Source organism: Maribacter stanieri, assembly GCF_900112245.1.
GTDB classification, from domain to species: domain Bacteria; phylum Bacteroidota; class Bacteroidia; order Flavobacteriales; family Flavobacteriaceae; genus Maribacter; species Maribacter stanieri.
Genome location: NZ_FOYX01000004.1, coordinates 124,511 through 137,437 on the forward strand (window position 1 = coordinate 124,511; position 12,927 = coordinate 137,437).

At 35.2% G+C, this 12,927-nt stretch carries 18 protein-coding genes; 3 read left to right on the forward strand and 15 right to left on the reverse strand.

What is annotated here, in order from left to right; all coding sequences use genetic code 11:
• Positions 1-16: 16 nt before the first annotated feature.
• A complete protein-coding gene (locus BM296_RS17505; RefSeq protein ID WP_091905133.1) occupies positions 17-268 on the reverse strand; it encodes a zinc-ribbon domain-containing protein in 252 nt (83 codons plus the stop codon).
• A gap of 70 nt (positions 269-338) precedes the next feature.
• Here BM296_RS17505 and dnaG point away from each other — a divergent pair, with 70 nt between their 5' ends.
• Entirely contained in the window at positions 339-2,330 is a 1,992-nt protein-coding gene (dnaG, locus tag BM296_RS17510; RefSeq protein ID WP_091905136.1) for a DNA primase, read from the forward strand.
• Between the two features lie 75 nt (positions 2,331-2,405).
• Here dnaG and BM296_RS17515 read toward each other — a convergent pair whose 3' ends face one another.
• Positions 2,406-3,035: a response regulator gene (locus BM296_RS17515; protein WP_027068024.1), complete on the reverse strand. Its 630-nt coding sequence runs from the start codon at positions 3,033-3,035 to the stop codon at positions 2,406-2,408.
• A 164-nt stretch (positions 3,036-3,199) separates the two neighbouring features.
• Entirely contained in the window at positions 3,200-3,988 is a 789-nt protein-coding gene (nadE, locus tag BM296_RS17520) for an NAD(+) synthase (RefSeq protein ID WP_027068023.1), read from the reverse strand.
• Between the two features lie 70 nt (positions 3,989-4,058).
• On the opposite strand from nadE, the gene gldB reads away from it, so the two are divergent.
• Both gldB and gldC read left to right on the forward strand, forming a co-directional pair.
• Positions 4,059-5,036: a gliding motility lipoprotein GldB gene (gldB, locus tag BM296_RS17525; protein ID WP_091905138.1), complete on the forward strand. Its 978-nt coding sequence runs from the start codon at positions 4,059-4,061 to the stop codon at positions 5,034-5,036.
• A 1-nt stretch (position 5,037) separates the two neighbouring features.
• Positions 5,038-5,373: a gliding motility protein GldC gene (gene gldC, locus BM296_RS17530; protein WP_027068021.1), complete on the forward strand. Its 336-nt coding sequence runs from the start codon at positions 5,038-5,040 to the stop codon at positions 5,371-5,373.
• A gap of 1 nt (position 5,374) precedes the next feature.
• Here gldC and BM296_RS17535 read toward each other — a convergent pair whose 3' ends face one another.
• The 12 genes from BM296_RS17535 to BM296_RS17590 all read right to left on the reverse strand — a co-directional run bounded on the left by BM296_RS17535 (position 5,375) and on the right by BM296_RS17590 (position 12,866).
• Complete coding sequence (locus BM296_RS17535; RefSeq protein ID WP_091905141.1) at positions 5,375-6,034, reverse strand: hypothetical protein; 660 nt, start codon at positions 6,032-6,034, stop codon at positions 5,375-5,377.
• 282 nt (positions 6,035-6,316) lie between these two features.
• Complete coding sequence (locus tag BM296_RS17540) at positions 6,317-6,901, reverse strand: hypothetical protein (RefSeq protein WP_091905144.1); 585 nt, start codon at positions 6,899-6,901, stop codon at positions 6,317-6,319.
• Positions 6,902-6,988: 87 nt separating this feature from the next.
• Positions 6,989-7,624: a transglutaminase-like domain-containing protein gene (locus tag BM296_RS17545; protein WP_091905146.1), complete on the reverse strand. Its 636-nt coding sequence runs from the start codon at positions 7,622-7,624 to the stop codon at positions 6,989-6,991.
• A gap of 231 nt (positions 7,625-7,855) precedes the next feature.
• Positions 7,856-8,260, reverse strand: coding sequence for a group III truncated hemoglobin (locus tag BM296_RS17550; protein WP_027068017.1), 405 nt, complete (start codon positions 8,258-8,260; stop codon positions 7,856-7,858).
• Positions 8,261-8,263: 3 nt separating this feature from the next.
• Entirely contained in the window at positions 8,264-8,614 is a 351-nt protein-coding gene (locus tag BM296_RS17555) for a cupin domain-containing protein (protein WP_091905148.1), read from the reverse strand.
• 100 nt (positions 8,615-8,714) lie between these two features.
• Complete coding sequence (locus BM296_RS17560) at positions 8,715-9,098, reverse strand: DoxX family protein (protein WP_091905151.1); 384 nt, start codon at positions 9,096-9,098, stop codon at positions 8,715-8,717.
• Between the two features lie 99 nt (positions 9,099-9,197).
• Positions 9,198-9,701, reverse strand: coding sequence for a YegJ family protein (locus BM296_RS17565; RefSeq protein ID WP_091905154.1), 504 nt, complete (start codon positions 9,699-9,701; stop codon positions 9,198-9,200).
• A gap of 164 nt (positions 9,702-9,865) precedes the next feature.
• On the reverse strand, positions 9,866-10,594 hold the full coding sequence (locus BM296_RS17570) for a zinc-dependent peptidase (RefSeq protein ID WP_091905156.1): 729 nt from the start codon (positions 10,592-10,594) through the stop codon (positions 9,866-9,868).
• Between the two features lie 58 nt (positions 10,595-10,652).
• Positions 10,653-11,141, reverse strand: coding sequence for a P-loop nucleotide/nucleoside kinase family protein (locus BM296_RS17575; protein WP_091905158.1), 489 nt, complete (start codon positions 11,139-11,141; stop codon positions 10,653-10,655).
• An 8-nt stretch (positions 11,142-11,149) separates the two neighbouring features.
• Positions 11,150-11,455, reverse strand: coding sequence for a hypothetical protein (locus tag BM296_RS17580; protein WP_091905160.1), 306 nt, complete (start codon positions 11,453-11,455; stop codon positions 11,150-11,152).
• Positions 11,437-11,661, reverse strand: a complete 225-nt coding sequence (locus tag BM296_RS17585) for a hypothetical protein (protein WP_091905162.1) — start codon at positions 11,659-11,661, stop codon at positions 11,437-11,439. Before BM296_RS17585 ends, BM296_RS17580 begins: the two co-directional genes overlap by 19 nt.
• A gap of 20 nt (positions 11,662-11,681) precedes the next feature.
• The gene (locus BM296_RS17590) at positions 11,682-12,866 is read right to left on the reverse strand and encodes an SGBP N-terminal domain-containing protein (protein ID WP_143099100.1); all 1,185 of its coding nucleotides are present in this window, start codon (positions 12,864-12,866) and stop codon (positions 11,682-11,684) included.
• Between the last annotated feature and the right edge of the window lie 61 nt (positions 12,867-12,927).

A 12,927-nucleotide genomic window follows, 5' to 3' on the forward strand; every position in this document is an offset into this window, starting at 1 on the left:
AAACCGGTTACTACAGCTATTTTTTGGTTTTAGACAATTCAAGTTTCATTTCATCGGTAAACTCATTTTCATAGTATCCGCGTTTGCAATGGCTGCATTCAACTGTAGTGTTGCTTGAAATTTTAAATAATTTAATCCAAAATATATGGAAATAATTTTTCTGTGTAACTGCTGTTAGTGTTCCTCTTTGTTGGCAATAAGTGCAAGTAGAATTAAAAAGGGTTATGGTTTCTGGTTTACCCGGTCTGGTGCCAAAGAATAGAATCATAATTAGTACTTTTGATGTTCTAAATTACGTAAAATTGTTTCTTTTTTAGAGGAACTACTCCTAGTCAATTATGATTTCAAAAATTACCATAGATAAAGTTTATGAAACTGCTCGTTTAGAGGAGGTTATTGGTGATTTTGTACAATTAAAGAAATCGGGTACAAACTTTAAAGGGCTTAGTCCGTTTACAGATGAACGCTCGCCTAGTTTTATGGTTTCCCCTGTAAAACAAATATGGAAAGATTTTAGTAGTGGAAAAGGTGGTAACGTAGTTGCTTTCTTAATGGAGCATGAGCATTTTACCTATCCTGAGGCTATTAAGTATTTGGCTAAGAAATACAATATTGAAATTGAAGAGACTGAGCAATCTAACGAGCAGAAAGAGCAAGCTAGTGAGCGAGAGAGCATGTACTTGGTTTCAGAGTTCGCCCAAACCCATTTTAAAGAAATGCTATGGGAATCTGAGTTGGGTAAAGCAATTGGACTCAGTTATTTCAAGGAACGTGGTTTTACAGATGAGACTATAAAGAAATTTGAGCTAGGGTACTGTTTGGATCAGTGGGACGGTTTTACTACCGCAGCTCTAGATAAAGGTTATAAATTAGAATACCTTCAAAAAACAGGATTGACCATAGTTAAGGAGGATCCTAACAACCCAAATGGGTCAAGAAAATTTGACCGATTTAAAGGTAGGGTCATGTTTCCAATACATTCCTTAAGTGGACGTGTATTAGGTTTTGGTGGCCGTATTTTAACAAATGATAAAAAAGCGGCGAAGTATTTAAATTCGCCCGAGAGTGATATTTACCATAAAAGTAAGGTGCTGTATGGTATTTACCATGCTAAACAATCTATCGCTAAAGAAGATAATTGTTATTTGGTAGAAGGGTATACAGATGTCATACAGTTTGCACAACGTGGTATAGATAACGTAGTATCTTCTAGTGGTACTGCTTTGACACCAGAGCAGATTAGGTTAATTAATAGGCTTACTAAAAATATTACGGTATTATTTGATGGAGATGCGGCAGGTCTGCGTGCATCGCTTCGTGGTATCGATTTAATCTTGGAACAAGGTATGAACGTTCGTATCTGTACTTTTCCGGAAGGTGAAGATCCAGATAGCTTTTCCAAGAACAATGAACTAGAAGAGGTGTTGTCTTATTTAGGGGATAATTCAAAAGATTTTATCCAGTTCAAGGCATCACTTTTAGTAAAAGAAGCAGACAACGATCCTATAAAAAGGGCAGATACGGTTAGGGATATTGTTAATAGTATATCTAAGATTCCCGATCGTATAAAGAAAGAAATCTACATTCAAGAATGCGCCCAGATCATGAATATATCTGAAGCGGTATTGTTTAATACCCTGGCGCAGATAGAGAAGAAAGAAGAGAAGGACGTAAAGAGCCAACCTAAAGAAGAGCAGAAAGCTTTTGATGTAGTTCGTGGTAAAGATGTAGATGAGCAAAAGCAAGAGAAAGTTGATGTACAATATGTTTTAGAGCGAAAGATTATAGAATCGCTTATGTTGTATGGCAACCACAAAGAAGAATTTGAAGATTTGGTCTTGAAGGAGAATGAGTCTGGCGACCTAGTCTTAGAGCCAGAGTCCTCTGAGATTAAGGTATATGAGAAAATATTTTTGGACCTTCAAGAAGATGAAATAGAATTGGCCAATGAAGATTTTCGTAAAATGTACGCCAAGTTAATTGAAGCTTTAAATGAGACGGAAGAGTTTTCAATTACCACATTTGTAAATGGATTGGAGCAGGAAATGGCAAATCAGATTTCGTCCATTTTAATGGAAGAAGAGCGCTATGCTTTACATAACTGGGAGCGTAAAGAAATTTTTCCAAAGAAAAAAGAATTGGGAGTGGCTCAGTTGGTCAGCGAAACAATTTTAACCTTGCGTTGTTTCTTAATTAAGAAGAGAATGTCAACATTGCAAAGTACTACAGAAGGAACGGAAAAAGATAATAGGGAGGCGCTAGAGGAAATTATGAACTACATTCAGTTGAACAAATTACTAAATCAGAAATTGAATAGAGTATTGTCTTAGTATCTAAAAATACTGTAAATAAAAAAAGACCCGCTAAAAGCAGGTCTTTTTTTATTCTATTCCAGTTGTAGGAATTTAGTACAATTCTAAGGCTTTTGCCTGTTGTAATAAATCTACCATATTGTCTACATTTAATTTTTTCATTAAACGAGCTTTGTAGGTACTAACTGTTTTTTCGTTTAGGTTTAATCCTAAAGCAACTTCTTTATTTCGTTTACCACTAGCTAAAAGTTTCAACACTTCTATTTCTCTAGTAGATAGTTTTCTAAAGAACCTTCTTGGTTTTTTAGTTCCTTCATCAAAAGCAAGACGTTGTGCAAGTTCGTTTGTAATGAACATGCTACCTTCACTTACTTTGGTAACTGCTGCAGTAATATATTCTACACCAGATGATTTTGATAAATACCCAAAAGCACCAGCTCTAATGGCGCTAAGAGCGTAAACATCTTCAGATTGACCGCTGTACATAAGGACTTTTACGTCCGCGTAATCTTTTTTGATTTTACGTAATGCTGCTATTCCATTAATATCTGGAATATCCATTTCTAGCATGACTACATCGGGGGTTGTGTCTTTAAGTTTTTCAAAAAGTTCTTCGGTAGTAGCTACCTCATCGATCAATTCAAATCCCTCAGCGGCTTCTAGAACCTTTCGTACTCCCATTCTTATGATAGGGTGGTTATCCGCTATTAAAACTTTGATCATTAATATTTTTTTATATAGATTTTAGAACCTATTTTGTCTGAAAAGACTACATGCAATGTAAGGCTTAAAATTCTAAATTAGAAGTCAAAGTTGCATTTTTTTATTAGTAACGTATAATTTCGAACTTTATTTTCGTTTTAATACCCTGATTCTTAGTTGAGTTGTTATTTTAACTCTTTTGGTATCTCACAAACAGGTATAGGCATCATTTTATGTTGGTTCATTGTATTTAATCGTGTAAATATAGTAAATACTTCCTTTTTTCTTCCCTCAAAATCATCCGTTGATTTGCCTTCGTCTTTCATCGTCATCGCCCATTCTAGCTCAGGATAAGAAGCGCCAATTTGGTCCTCGTCAGTTCTGTCATCACCCCAAAGTCCGTCTGTAGGTGCTGCACCGATAATCTCTTCGTTAATGCCTAAAACCTTTGCAATGGCGTAAACTTCGGTTTTCATTAAATCTGCTATCGGGCTTAAGTCTACTCCGCCATCACCATATTTAGTATAGAAACCAACACCAAAATCTTCCACTTTGTTACCGGTACCTGCTACAAGATAGCGCTCAAGTGCTGCAAAATAGTAAAGACTCGTCATACGTAACCTAGCTCTAGTATTTGCCAAAGACATAAATCTATCTTCCTCATTCTCAACAGGAGGTAGTGTTGCTACCAAACTATCAAATACGGGAGTAAGGTTTACTGGTTGTCTTTTTACAGTAGAAAAATTCTTTTGTAACCAATCAATATGTCTAGATGCTCTGTCAGATTGGTTTTCGGCTTGGTGAATAGGCATTTCCAAACAAAGTAGGTCTAAACCTGTCTTTGCACATAGGGTAGAAGTAACCGCAGAGTCAATTCCTCCAGATACACCAATAACAAAACCCTTCTGTTTTGCATTAGTAGCATAATCCTTTAACCAATTAACAATGTGCTCAATTACCTTTTCCGTTTGCATACCACTCTAATTATTTAGTAAAATCAATTAACTTTGCCCTAAAAATAAGTTGAACACCGTGAATAATAAAATGTATTGTAAAATACTTGCTAAGGTCAAACCTATTTTTATACTATTATCAGTTTTTTTCATTCTTTCTAGCTGTAATGATAGTGATAAGGTAGCTGAAGAGATAGCCGCTATACCTATGGACCTGAAAATTTCTCGATTTGATCGTGAATTTGCAACTTCGGGTGAAGAAGGTCTGCCGGCATTGCGTAAAATGTATCCGTATTTATTTCCTGCGCCAGATAGTGTTTGGATAGCGAAGATGGAAGATTCTCTACAAATAGAATTGTTTCAAGAAGTTGGTAACTCCTTTCGCAGTTTTGAAGACGAAGAAGAAGGTCTGGTACAATTATTTAAGCATATAAAATATTACTTTCCTGAGTATGCTGTGCCAAAGGTAATTACGGTAACCAATGATGTAGATTATAATAACAGGATTATAATGACCGATAGTCTTTTGTTTATTAGCCTAGATAATTATTTGGGTTCTGAGCATAAGTATTATGGAGGTTTTCAGCGCTACATAGCCGAATCTTTAGATCGTAATTATTTAGTTAGTGATGTAGCTAGCTCGTTTGCTAAGCAAGTGGTACCAAGACCAAGAGATCGTACATTTTTAGCCCGTATGATTTATTTTGGTAAAGAATTATACCTGAAGGATAAACTGATGCCACAGGCAGAAGATCGTAAGAAAATAGGATACTCTCAAGAGGATATTGATTGGGCTATTGCCAATGAAGAGCCAATGTGGAGAAATTTTATTGAGAATGAATATTTATACGATACCGATAATAAATTGAATCAGCGATTTTTAGATCCTGCACCATTTTCTAAATTTGGGTTGGAGTTGGATAATGAATCTCCTGGTAGATTGGGTCGTTATATAGGCTGGCAAATAGTGCGTGCTTTTATGGAGAATAATGATGTAAGCATGAAACAGTTAATGACGATGCCTGCAGATGATATTTTTAAGAAATCAAATTACAAACCAAGAATTTAAAATGGCAGATTTACATACTTCAGAAATTACGTTGCGCGTAGGATTAGATGAAAATAGAATTCCTGAAACATTAAACTGGTCTGCTCAAGACGGCGGAATTGAAAACGAGGAAGCTAAGGCAATGTTATTATCTGTTTGGGATAGCAAGAATCAAGAATCTTTAAAGATCGACTTGTGGACAAAAGATATGCCTGTAGATGAGATGAAAACATTTTTTCATCAAACATTGGTTTCTTTGTCAGAGACTTTTTTAAAGGCGACACAAGACGAGAAAATGACCGCTACCATGAAAGATTTCTGTGACTACTTTGCAGAGAACTTGAACCTAAAAGAATAGGTTAAGCAGTTTTTAGTTTCTTTTTACCTTTTACTTTTTTAATCCAGTAGATGATATAGACGGTACCAATAACCGACGGAATCATCCATGCCCAAAGGGTATCGTACTTCATTCCGGCAACTATAAATGCTGTAACGGATGCTATGAGTGCGCCTAACATTCTGCTAAGGTGGTTAATAAGCCAAAGCTTTCTGTTTTTTAGGGTATTCTTAAATAATTTGTAATCCCCATACGGTAGAAAAAGACCTATTAAGCCGAAGAAAAGAAAAAGTATAGCGTGCGAATAACCGTTTAGTAATCCGGTGATGCCGAAGCCTATCATTAGCAGTGCACTTATTACCATTGTACCAGAGACAAGTTTATCTATTAAATTGGCTTCTGTTTTTTTGACTGATTTAAATGTTAACGCTCTGTTACCTGCTAAGATCATGTAAATGGTAAATATGCCCACGAGAAATAAAAAGGTGTTCCTGTGGTTTGGTAAACGTGCTATTACCAAGGAAATGGCAGAGCTAATGATCATAGACCACGTAAACCATTTGCCTAAACGTTTATGATTTAATTTTCCTTTTCTAACGATGATACTTCCAATACCGGTAATAAGCCCTATGCCACCAAAAAAGGCATGTATGTAAATGAAGATTTCAATTATGTTTTCCATGGTTGGTTGGTTTTTTGTTACTCAAAGATGAGGTAAATGCCAACAACAAGGTAACTATAGTAACTCAATTGTAAGTTTAGTGTGCTGAGTTGAGAGGTTTTAAGAACAATGTATTAACTAATGAGTATTAAGAAAAAAGTATTAGGTTTCAGATACAAAGTTAGAAGTGTGACAAAAAGGTTATTTCGAGGAGTGTTTTTCTGCCAGCAAATCTAGTAGTTAGTGATATAATATTATTGTAAATGACATTCCGTTTTTTAACTTTTGCTAAAAGCTAACGTACTACCGGTTTTTCTTTGGCTTGCAGGACTGACAGAAATCTAAAAGGTTGTTTATTTCTAGAATAACTCTGTCGTGTTCTTTTTGTAACATTTCGGCATCTTTTCCAAAATCGGTCGCTTTAAATACCTGTGCGCTAACCGTATTCATTTCTTCTTGTAGCTCGTTAAAAATGGGCTGAAATAAACTGGAATCGCTAAAAGCTCCCTTTTCCTCATATATTTTCTTGCGTATTTTTCTAGCATAAAGCTCCACCAAATCAAAATCGTACCTGCCAAATTGAAGTAACTGATTTGCAGTAACAGAATCTGGAGCGATCAATACCGCTAAATTCTTTTGAAAAATAGCTTTAACCTTGCTATTGAAGTTTTTGGTGAACATAAACGAGACCGAGTTCATATTAAAACTGAAATCGATTTTTGAGCCTGAATATATAGAGTAGGAGGTAAGTGCAGCATTAATCTCTGACTCTGGAGATTGGTAGTCGCTTAATTGCAGCTCATAGTCTGGGTTCCATTCTATCGGTTCTTGAGCAACTACAAATGTGGATGATAATGCTACTACTAAAATTAAAAGATAGTTTTTCACGTAAATCAGATTTTGGACCGAATGTACTATAAAAAGTAATTCGCTAATTGCCGAAAAACGGGTTAAGGTATTAAAGTTTGTTAAAATCTATAATAGAAACTCCGTTTGCTTAGAATCTGCATTAAATATATTTGGGTAGTGTTCACGGGCATTTTTAACCATAAAAGCTATGGGTAAGTCTTCAAAATGACCATAGTCTTCCAAGTACTCCATAAACTGGGTACCTTCTTCATTAAAAGGTTGTAGTACAGCATCATTTTCTCCATCAAAATCTAAAGGAGCAACGTTAAGCATAGCGCATAAAGATGCATTAAACGTTGGAGAAATTTTAAGCCATTTATCGTTTAGAAAAACATCTACCATGCCATGAGGTGTAAGTTCGTTAGAACCGAATTTTTCTATTAATCGTTCTACGCCAATGTGGTTTTTAACTTTCGCCAAATGAATTCTAGCAGGTATGTCTAAGGCACGAAGGCTGGCAATTAACACAATAGATTTGTCTATACAATGCCCATTAGTACGTTTGGCAATTTCGCTGGCACGGTATTTTTCTTTGTTAAGGCTTAGGTTATATGGGTTGTATCTCCAGGTGTCCCTTACTTTTAAATATAGCTGTTTGGCTATTTCCTTCTTAGAAAGCGTGGTATTTCTGAACTCAGAAATAAAAACTTCGATTTCGTCACTTTCATAATCGTAAAAATAGGTAGGTGATAGATAATCCATTAGGTAGAGTATATGGGGATTTACTGTAATCTGTTCAATTAAATACGTTAGACTAAGGTAGTAAAATTTTGTGCGCTGAGCGAAAAGCGCAGCACGCCAAACACTAAATACATAGTACTATTTTATGGAATACTAATTCTGCCAACTGAACACTGAATACTGATACTGAACACTGATACTGTCTACTGATACTGAATACTGGTACTGAATACTGGTACCGCCTACTGAAAACTACTCACCTTTAAATTCCTCCGGTCTATTCTGCCAAATATGAATATACTGTCCGGTAGACATTCTACGAGCCATGTCTTTTGCATTATTGGCTAATTCGCCCTCAAAAAGCTCATCAATAGTTTCAAACCAAAGCTGTAGCCATTGTGCAAAATGGTTTTGAGAAATGGTATGCTTTAGGTTTTTATCAACGTTTACGTGTGCCTTAGACGGACTCCCTCTAAACGTACGAACACCAAAGAGGTTAGACTCCCAAAAGTCGGTAAGCTTGCTTAAATGCGCAGGCCACTGTTCGTCAGTAATGTGTCCGTTGAAAATAGGGCCTAACATTTCATTCTTCCTTATTTTATCGTAAAAGGTATGCACCAATACGCTAACATCTTCTCTATTTGTAATTTGGGTCATGGTCTATTTTTCAGAATCAGCAACTACTTTTTCTACCCGTTCAGCAGCATCTTGTTTAGAAAGGGTAAGACGCACAATACTATCGGATAGTGCTAAAAGGTCATGCGGTACATTGGCATCTAAAGTAATGATATCTCCTTGTTTTAGTTTGTGCAAAGTACCTTGAACTCCAAAATCTATAGTCCCTTGAACTATATGGACTATGATAGGGAAAGGAGCTCTGTGCTCTTTCATTTGTTGTCCTTCCTTTAATAAAATACGAATCTCTTTAGAGAACGATGTTTCTAAAAGAACCTTAGTGACAATTTTGTGGTCGTTAAATTCTAGATTTTCAGTGAAAGATATTTTTTGCATTGTAGTTTTTTACAAAAATAGTAATGAATACAGGCTAGAAATATGACACTTCTCATACTACACCGACAAAGGTGGTTGTCCAATCAAAAAGGCATTAATTTTATAGCAACGCACGTAGCTTTTTATTTCTGATTAAAACACTTACCCAAACAAGAATTCCGAAAATAACTGGAAAAATCGTTAAGGTCATATGGTCTTTATGAATTACATGAGTTGCTACTGCGCCACCTAACCATGCGGTTACAAGCAAAGCGCCAATAAACATGGTTTTGGGCATGGCATACAGTACCGTAGATACCAATAAAATTATGCCCAAGTACATGACATAATCTGAAGGATATCCCATTTCTACAGCTCCTTTAACTGCCGTTTCAGTCTGTAAAACATTATTTACAGCACCCATTAAAAGCATGATAATAACAAAGCCTTGTAGAATATAAGAGGTCCACAAGAGACTTTTTGGTGTTTTTTTTACAGTTTCCATATCATATAGGTTGATTTGATTATCAACTATAATATACGTCTTATTTCGTTAAAATACAGCTATTTATACTGTCGTGAATTGTAAAAAAATTATAAGTGGCTATTTAAAAATCAATCCGTTTTCAGCATCAAACGCAGCTTGTTCTTCAGGAGATAATGCATCACGAATGGCACGTATGGTATAACCGCCAACAACTTTACCCTCGTCATAATACATCCAATCACTAATACTGGCTCGGTTTATTTTAATAGTGTCTCCTAATTGAACTTTATCGGTATACACAGGTTCATTGGCAATAATGCCCATAAAATCTGAATCTACTAATTGAATATCTCGTACCCAAATATGTTCTGCGCCATCGTTTGCAGCAAATTTTTGTTTGATGGTGAAAAACTCGTAACTAGTATTCTTACTGGTAAGTGCAATTTTAAACTCTTCAATAGAATTTTTGGCATCTACCATCGCCTGGTTCATTTTAGCATTGTCATCTTCAACATTATAAACATCTGGCTCACCAGAGCGTTCCGTTTTATTGGTTGAGGTTTCTTTACAAGAAATTAATATGATTAGGAAAGAAGCGATGAAAATGAATGACTTTTTCATAAGGTAGCTGTTGGTTTTATTTAGGTGAATCAAGTACTACGAAACACAACGCATTATTTCTTCTATTGTTTTACACAATAATCGAGATTTTAATACTCCTAGGATCCCAAAGAAATTATTCGATTGTTCTCTTTCGTTTGAGTTGTGGACTTGCCAGAAGTAGTTTACTTCGGATTTTTACCATTTCGAGGATCTTGTTTTAGCACTTTGGCGGTTGTACGGTAAAATGTAGGTGCGTACGAATAAAACTCGTGAGGTTGCTCAAAAAAGGTTTCTAGCGTAGTGGCAAATAGCTCCATTAAGTTGGTGCCGCCATAATTCCTGAATATTTTATACTTGCCCTCTCTAATAAGCGGCAGTTTTTTAGTCGCTATATCTTTCCATTGGTTAAGGTCGTTCTGGTTGATGTTTTTAGAAAGTCGCGATCTTTTGGTATTCTCTATAATTAAGCAATGCGCAAACTCATGAATGGCAATATTTAAACCGTCATTGGTAATAATAAAACCCTTTTCTACGGCAGGCCACGAAAGATTGACCCTTTTAGTAACCGTATTTACATCACCATTAAAAAAAACATCTCTGCTGGCATATTTGTAAGAAGTAGGCGTAACAAAGATGGTATTGAAAATACGCAGTACATCTTGTTTTAGACCAAATGTAATTTGAACAAAAGCACTAGAAATTACCAATTTCATTTCTAAGGTCAGTTCAAAACCTTCTTTAGAATCAAAATCTGTAGTGTTCAGGAAAAGTAATGTTCTAACGACAAAAGTTTTTTTGTGCTTTTCAGATAAAGCTTCGTAGTACGTATTCCATCTACTTAATACAATATGGCATTCTTGTTTGCTACTTCTCTTAAGAAAAAGGTTGACAAAAGTGTGTTTTGCGTTCAAATGGTTGGTTTGGTTGTGCTTATGTTATTATCGTGTAATAAGAACGGCAAAGCTAGTATTATTCGGTGATAGTAACACTACCAATAAGTTCATTTTCGCTAGGTATTTCAAACCAATTTTCCATAAAGTCGAAATTTTCTTGAGATACATCAAACTCATAAGTAGCTCCTTTTTTGGTATTGCGCTGTTGTACTCTTTGCCAACGCGTTTCTTTAGGGATATTCAAAAAATGAAGCTGTATTTTGTAACCGTGTGTGGTGGCAAATTGCCTGAATTTTTCTCGGTGCTCATATTTTGATAATCCAAGGTCTAGAATAGCATCGGTGTTAGATTGTTCTAGTTGTGCTACGATGTTAAGGATCATGGTTTCGGCTCTTTCTATACGCTCTAAAAACCATGCTAAACCATCAGTCTCTTTCTTATCTGGCATGAACAAGGTATTGTTCCAAGTATCAATAGAAAAAAGCACTCCATTAGTCTTGCTTTTTAATTGGTTTGCATAGGTAGTTTTACCTGATCCTGTGTTGCCGACTATGAGGTGTAGCATTGGTTTTTTTAATTTATTCTAAAATTCTCTTCAATCAAATCAAAATCCGGTTTGTTGACTAAGTTATCTTCTATTACCTGTTGTTTTAAAAGGGCAAAGGTTTTATCGCCTTTATGAAAGAAATGAATAACACCTTCATGTTCAAGTCTTAAAATGCTAGCGGTAAACTGTATAGAGGTCGTGTCAATATCGTTATAGTGATCTTTGCCAGAATCGGTAAAATCTAAATTAGAATTTTTATATATAATATTATTGACCAATTCATCTTGATAAATCAATATCCATTCATTCAAATCTATTTCACCGTTAGCCATGTCATTGTTATAAAACCACTAGAATCAAAACCGTCTTTTTCAATAGATAAATAGCCTTGATCATCCTTATTTTCTTGTTCGGTTATTTCCCATTCTTTTGGAGTAGTAAATGAGATGCCGTCTCTTTCAAAATTTAGGATTTTACTTTCTCCGCAAGCGTATAACAATAGAAATAGCGATGATTTAAAAAATAATGATGTTTTCATAGTTTAAAGCAAGAGTTTTACTATTGATTATAAATTTGACTTACATAAATAGCCGCATCTTCCGCAGACTCAAAAAGTCTTACTTCTAAATCTCTGAATTTACAAGTAGTGCCATCATAAGGATCTCCATTTCTAAGACCTTGTGCAATTTTAAAATACGTGCCGGTTACATTAGGTAGTAATTTATGTGCGCCAGATACTACTTCCCATTCATTTGCCCCGACACTATGTATCATACCTTGCATATAAATCCAATCATCTGGAGAAAAATCACCAATTTGATTTGCCCATAAATAGGAGTGTCTAGTAATAGAATCTTCAATTACTTTTTCTGTAGTTAAATTTCCAATAAATAAAACATATTTATCACTATAATCTCTAGGGAAATTGATGGTCTGATTAATATGAGGTGAAAAATCACCATCGTTGGCAGTTACATAGAAAATATTTCCATATTCAGAATTCGTTTCAACTCCTGTATTTGGGGAGAAAGTCCATCCAGATCCATTATTATCTCCATTCGGGTTGGTCAAAAGATTTTCGGTATATGCACTTACAGTATATTCCAAAACATCTCCATTTTCTGCAGTAATGCTAAAGGTTGTTGTACTGCTCAAATCTATCACGCTATCAGATTCAGGTTCGGAAATTGCCATGTCAGGTACGGTAAAAGAAACTTTTACCGCCGATAAATCTAATGTGTTGGGTACTTCAAACAAAATTGATTTAGATTCTTCATCTATAAAACCTCTAATAGATTGCGAGAGTTCATTTTCTATGGTTAAATCTATAATGTTATTCTCGTCGCTGGGTGCTATGATGGTAACTTCATATTCCTTAGTGCTGCCATCTTCTGCTGTAATAGTAAAAATAACACCTTCTTCATAATTCTGAACCGAAGAAGGGTTTGGAGAAATAGTAGCATTTTCAGGAACAATTACGTTAGGTAAAATACTAGTTAAATCTGTGCCAAACGGTAAGATTAGAAGTATGCTATTGTTTAGAGTGTCAATTTCAGCTTTGTATTCTACATCATTTAATACTACCAAAAAAGACATAATAGAATTTTCTGTATTTAAAATAACTTCAGGTTCGCTGGGTGCTTTTTCCTCTTCTACGGTATCTTCTAATTCACATGACATAAAGCCTAGAAATAGGGAAGTACATAATGTTATAAGGTAAATATTTTTGAGGGTCAATTTCATATTGGTAGTTTTGTAAATTGGTATTTATTTACAACGTATTTGAAAAGTGTTTGTTGTATGC

Coding starts and splice junctions, on each gene's coding strand:
- BM296_RS17505 (WP_091905133.1), bottom strand. CDS start 268: ATGATTCTATTCTTTGGCACCAGACCGGGTAAACCAGAAACCATAACC.
- dnaG (WP_091905136.1), top strand. CDS start 339: ATGATTTCAAAAATTACCATAGATAAAGTTTATGAAACTGCTCGTTTA.
- BM296_RS17515 (WP_027068024.1), bottom strand. CDS start 3,035: ATGATCAAAGTTTTAATAGCGGATAACCACCCTATCATAAGAATGGGA.
- nadE (WP_027068023.1), bottom strand. CDS start 3,988: ATGCAAACGGAAAAGGTAATTGAGCACATTGTTAATTGGTTAAAGGAT.
- gldB (WP_091905138.1), top strand. CDS start 4,059: ATGTATTGTAAAATACTTGCTAAGGTCAAACCTATTTTTATACTATTA.
- gldC (WP_027068021.1), top strand. CDS start 5,038: ATGGCAGATTTACATACTTCAGAAATTACGTTGCGCGTAGGATTAGAT.
- BM296_RS17535 (WP_091905141.1), bottom strand. CDS start 6,034: ATGGAAAACATAATTGAAATCTTCATTTACATACATGCCTTTTTTGGT.
- BM296_RS17545 (WP_091905146.1), bottom strand. CDS start 7,624: ATGGATTATCTATCACCTACCTATTTTTACGATTATGAAAGTGACGAA.
- BM296_RS17550 (WP_027068017.1), bottom strand. CDS start 8,260: ATGACCCAAATTACAAATAGAGAAGATGTTAGCGTATTGGTGCATACC.
- BM296_RS17555 (WP_091905148.1), bottom strand. CDS start 8,614: ATGCAAAAAATATCTTTCACTGAAAATCTAGAATTTAACGACCACAAA.
- BM296_RS17560 (WP_091905151.1), bottom strand. CDS start 9,098: ATGGAAACTGTAAAAAAAACACCAAAAAGTCTCTTGTGGACCTCTTAT.
- BM296_RS17565 (WP_091905154.1), bottom strand. CDS start 9,701: ATGAAAAAGTCATTCATTTTCATCGCTTCTTTCCTAATCATATTAATT.
- BM296_RS17575 (WP_091905158.1), bottom strand. CDS start 11,141: ATGCTACACCTCATAGTCGGCAACACAGGATCAGGTAAAACTACCTAT.
- BM296_RS17580 (WP_091905160.1), bottom strand. CDS start 11,455: ATGGCTAACGGTGAAATAGATTTGAATGAATGGATATTGATTTATCAA.
- BM296_RS17585 (WP_091905162.1), bottom strand. CDS start 11,661: ATGAAAACATCATTATTTTTTAAATCATCGCTATTTCTATTGTTATAC.
- BM296_RS17590 (WP_143099100.1), bottom strand. CDS start 12,866: ATGAAATTGACCCTCAAAAATATTTACCTTATAACATTATGTACTTCC.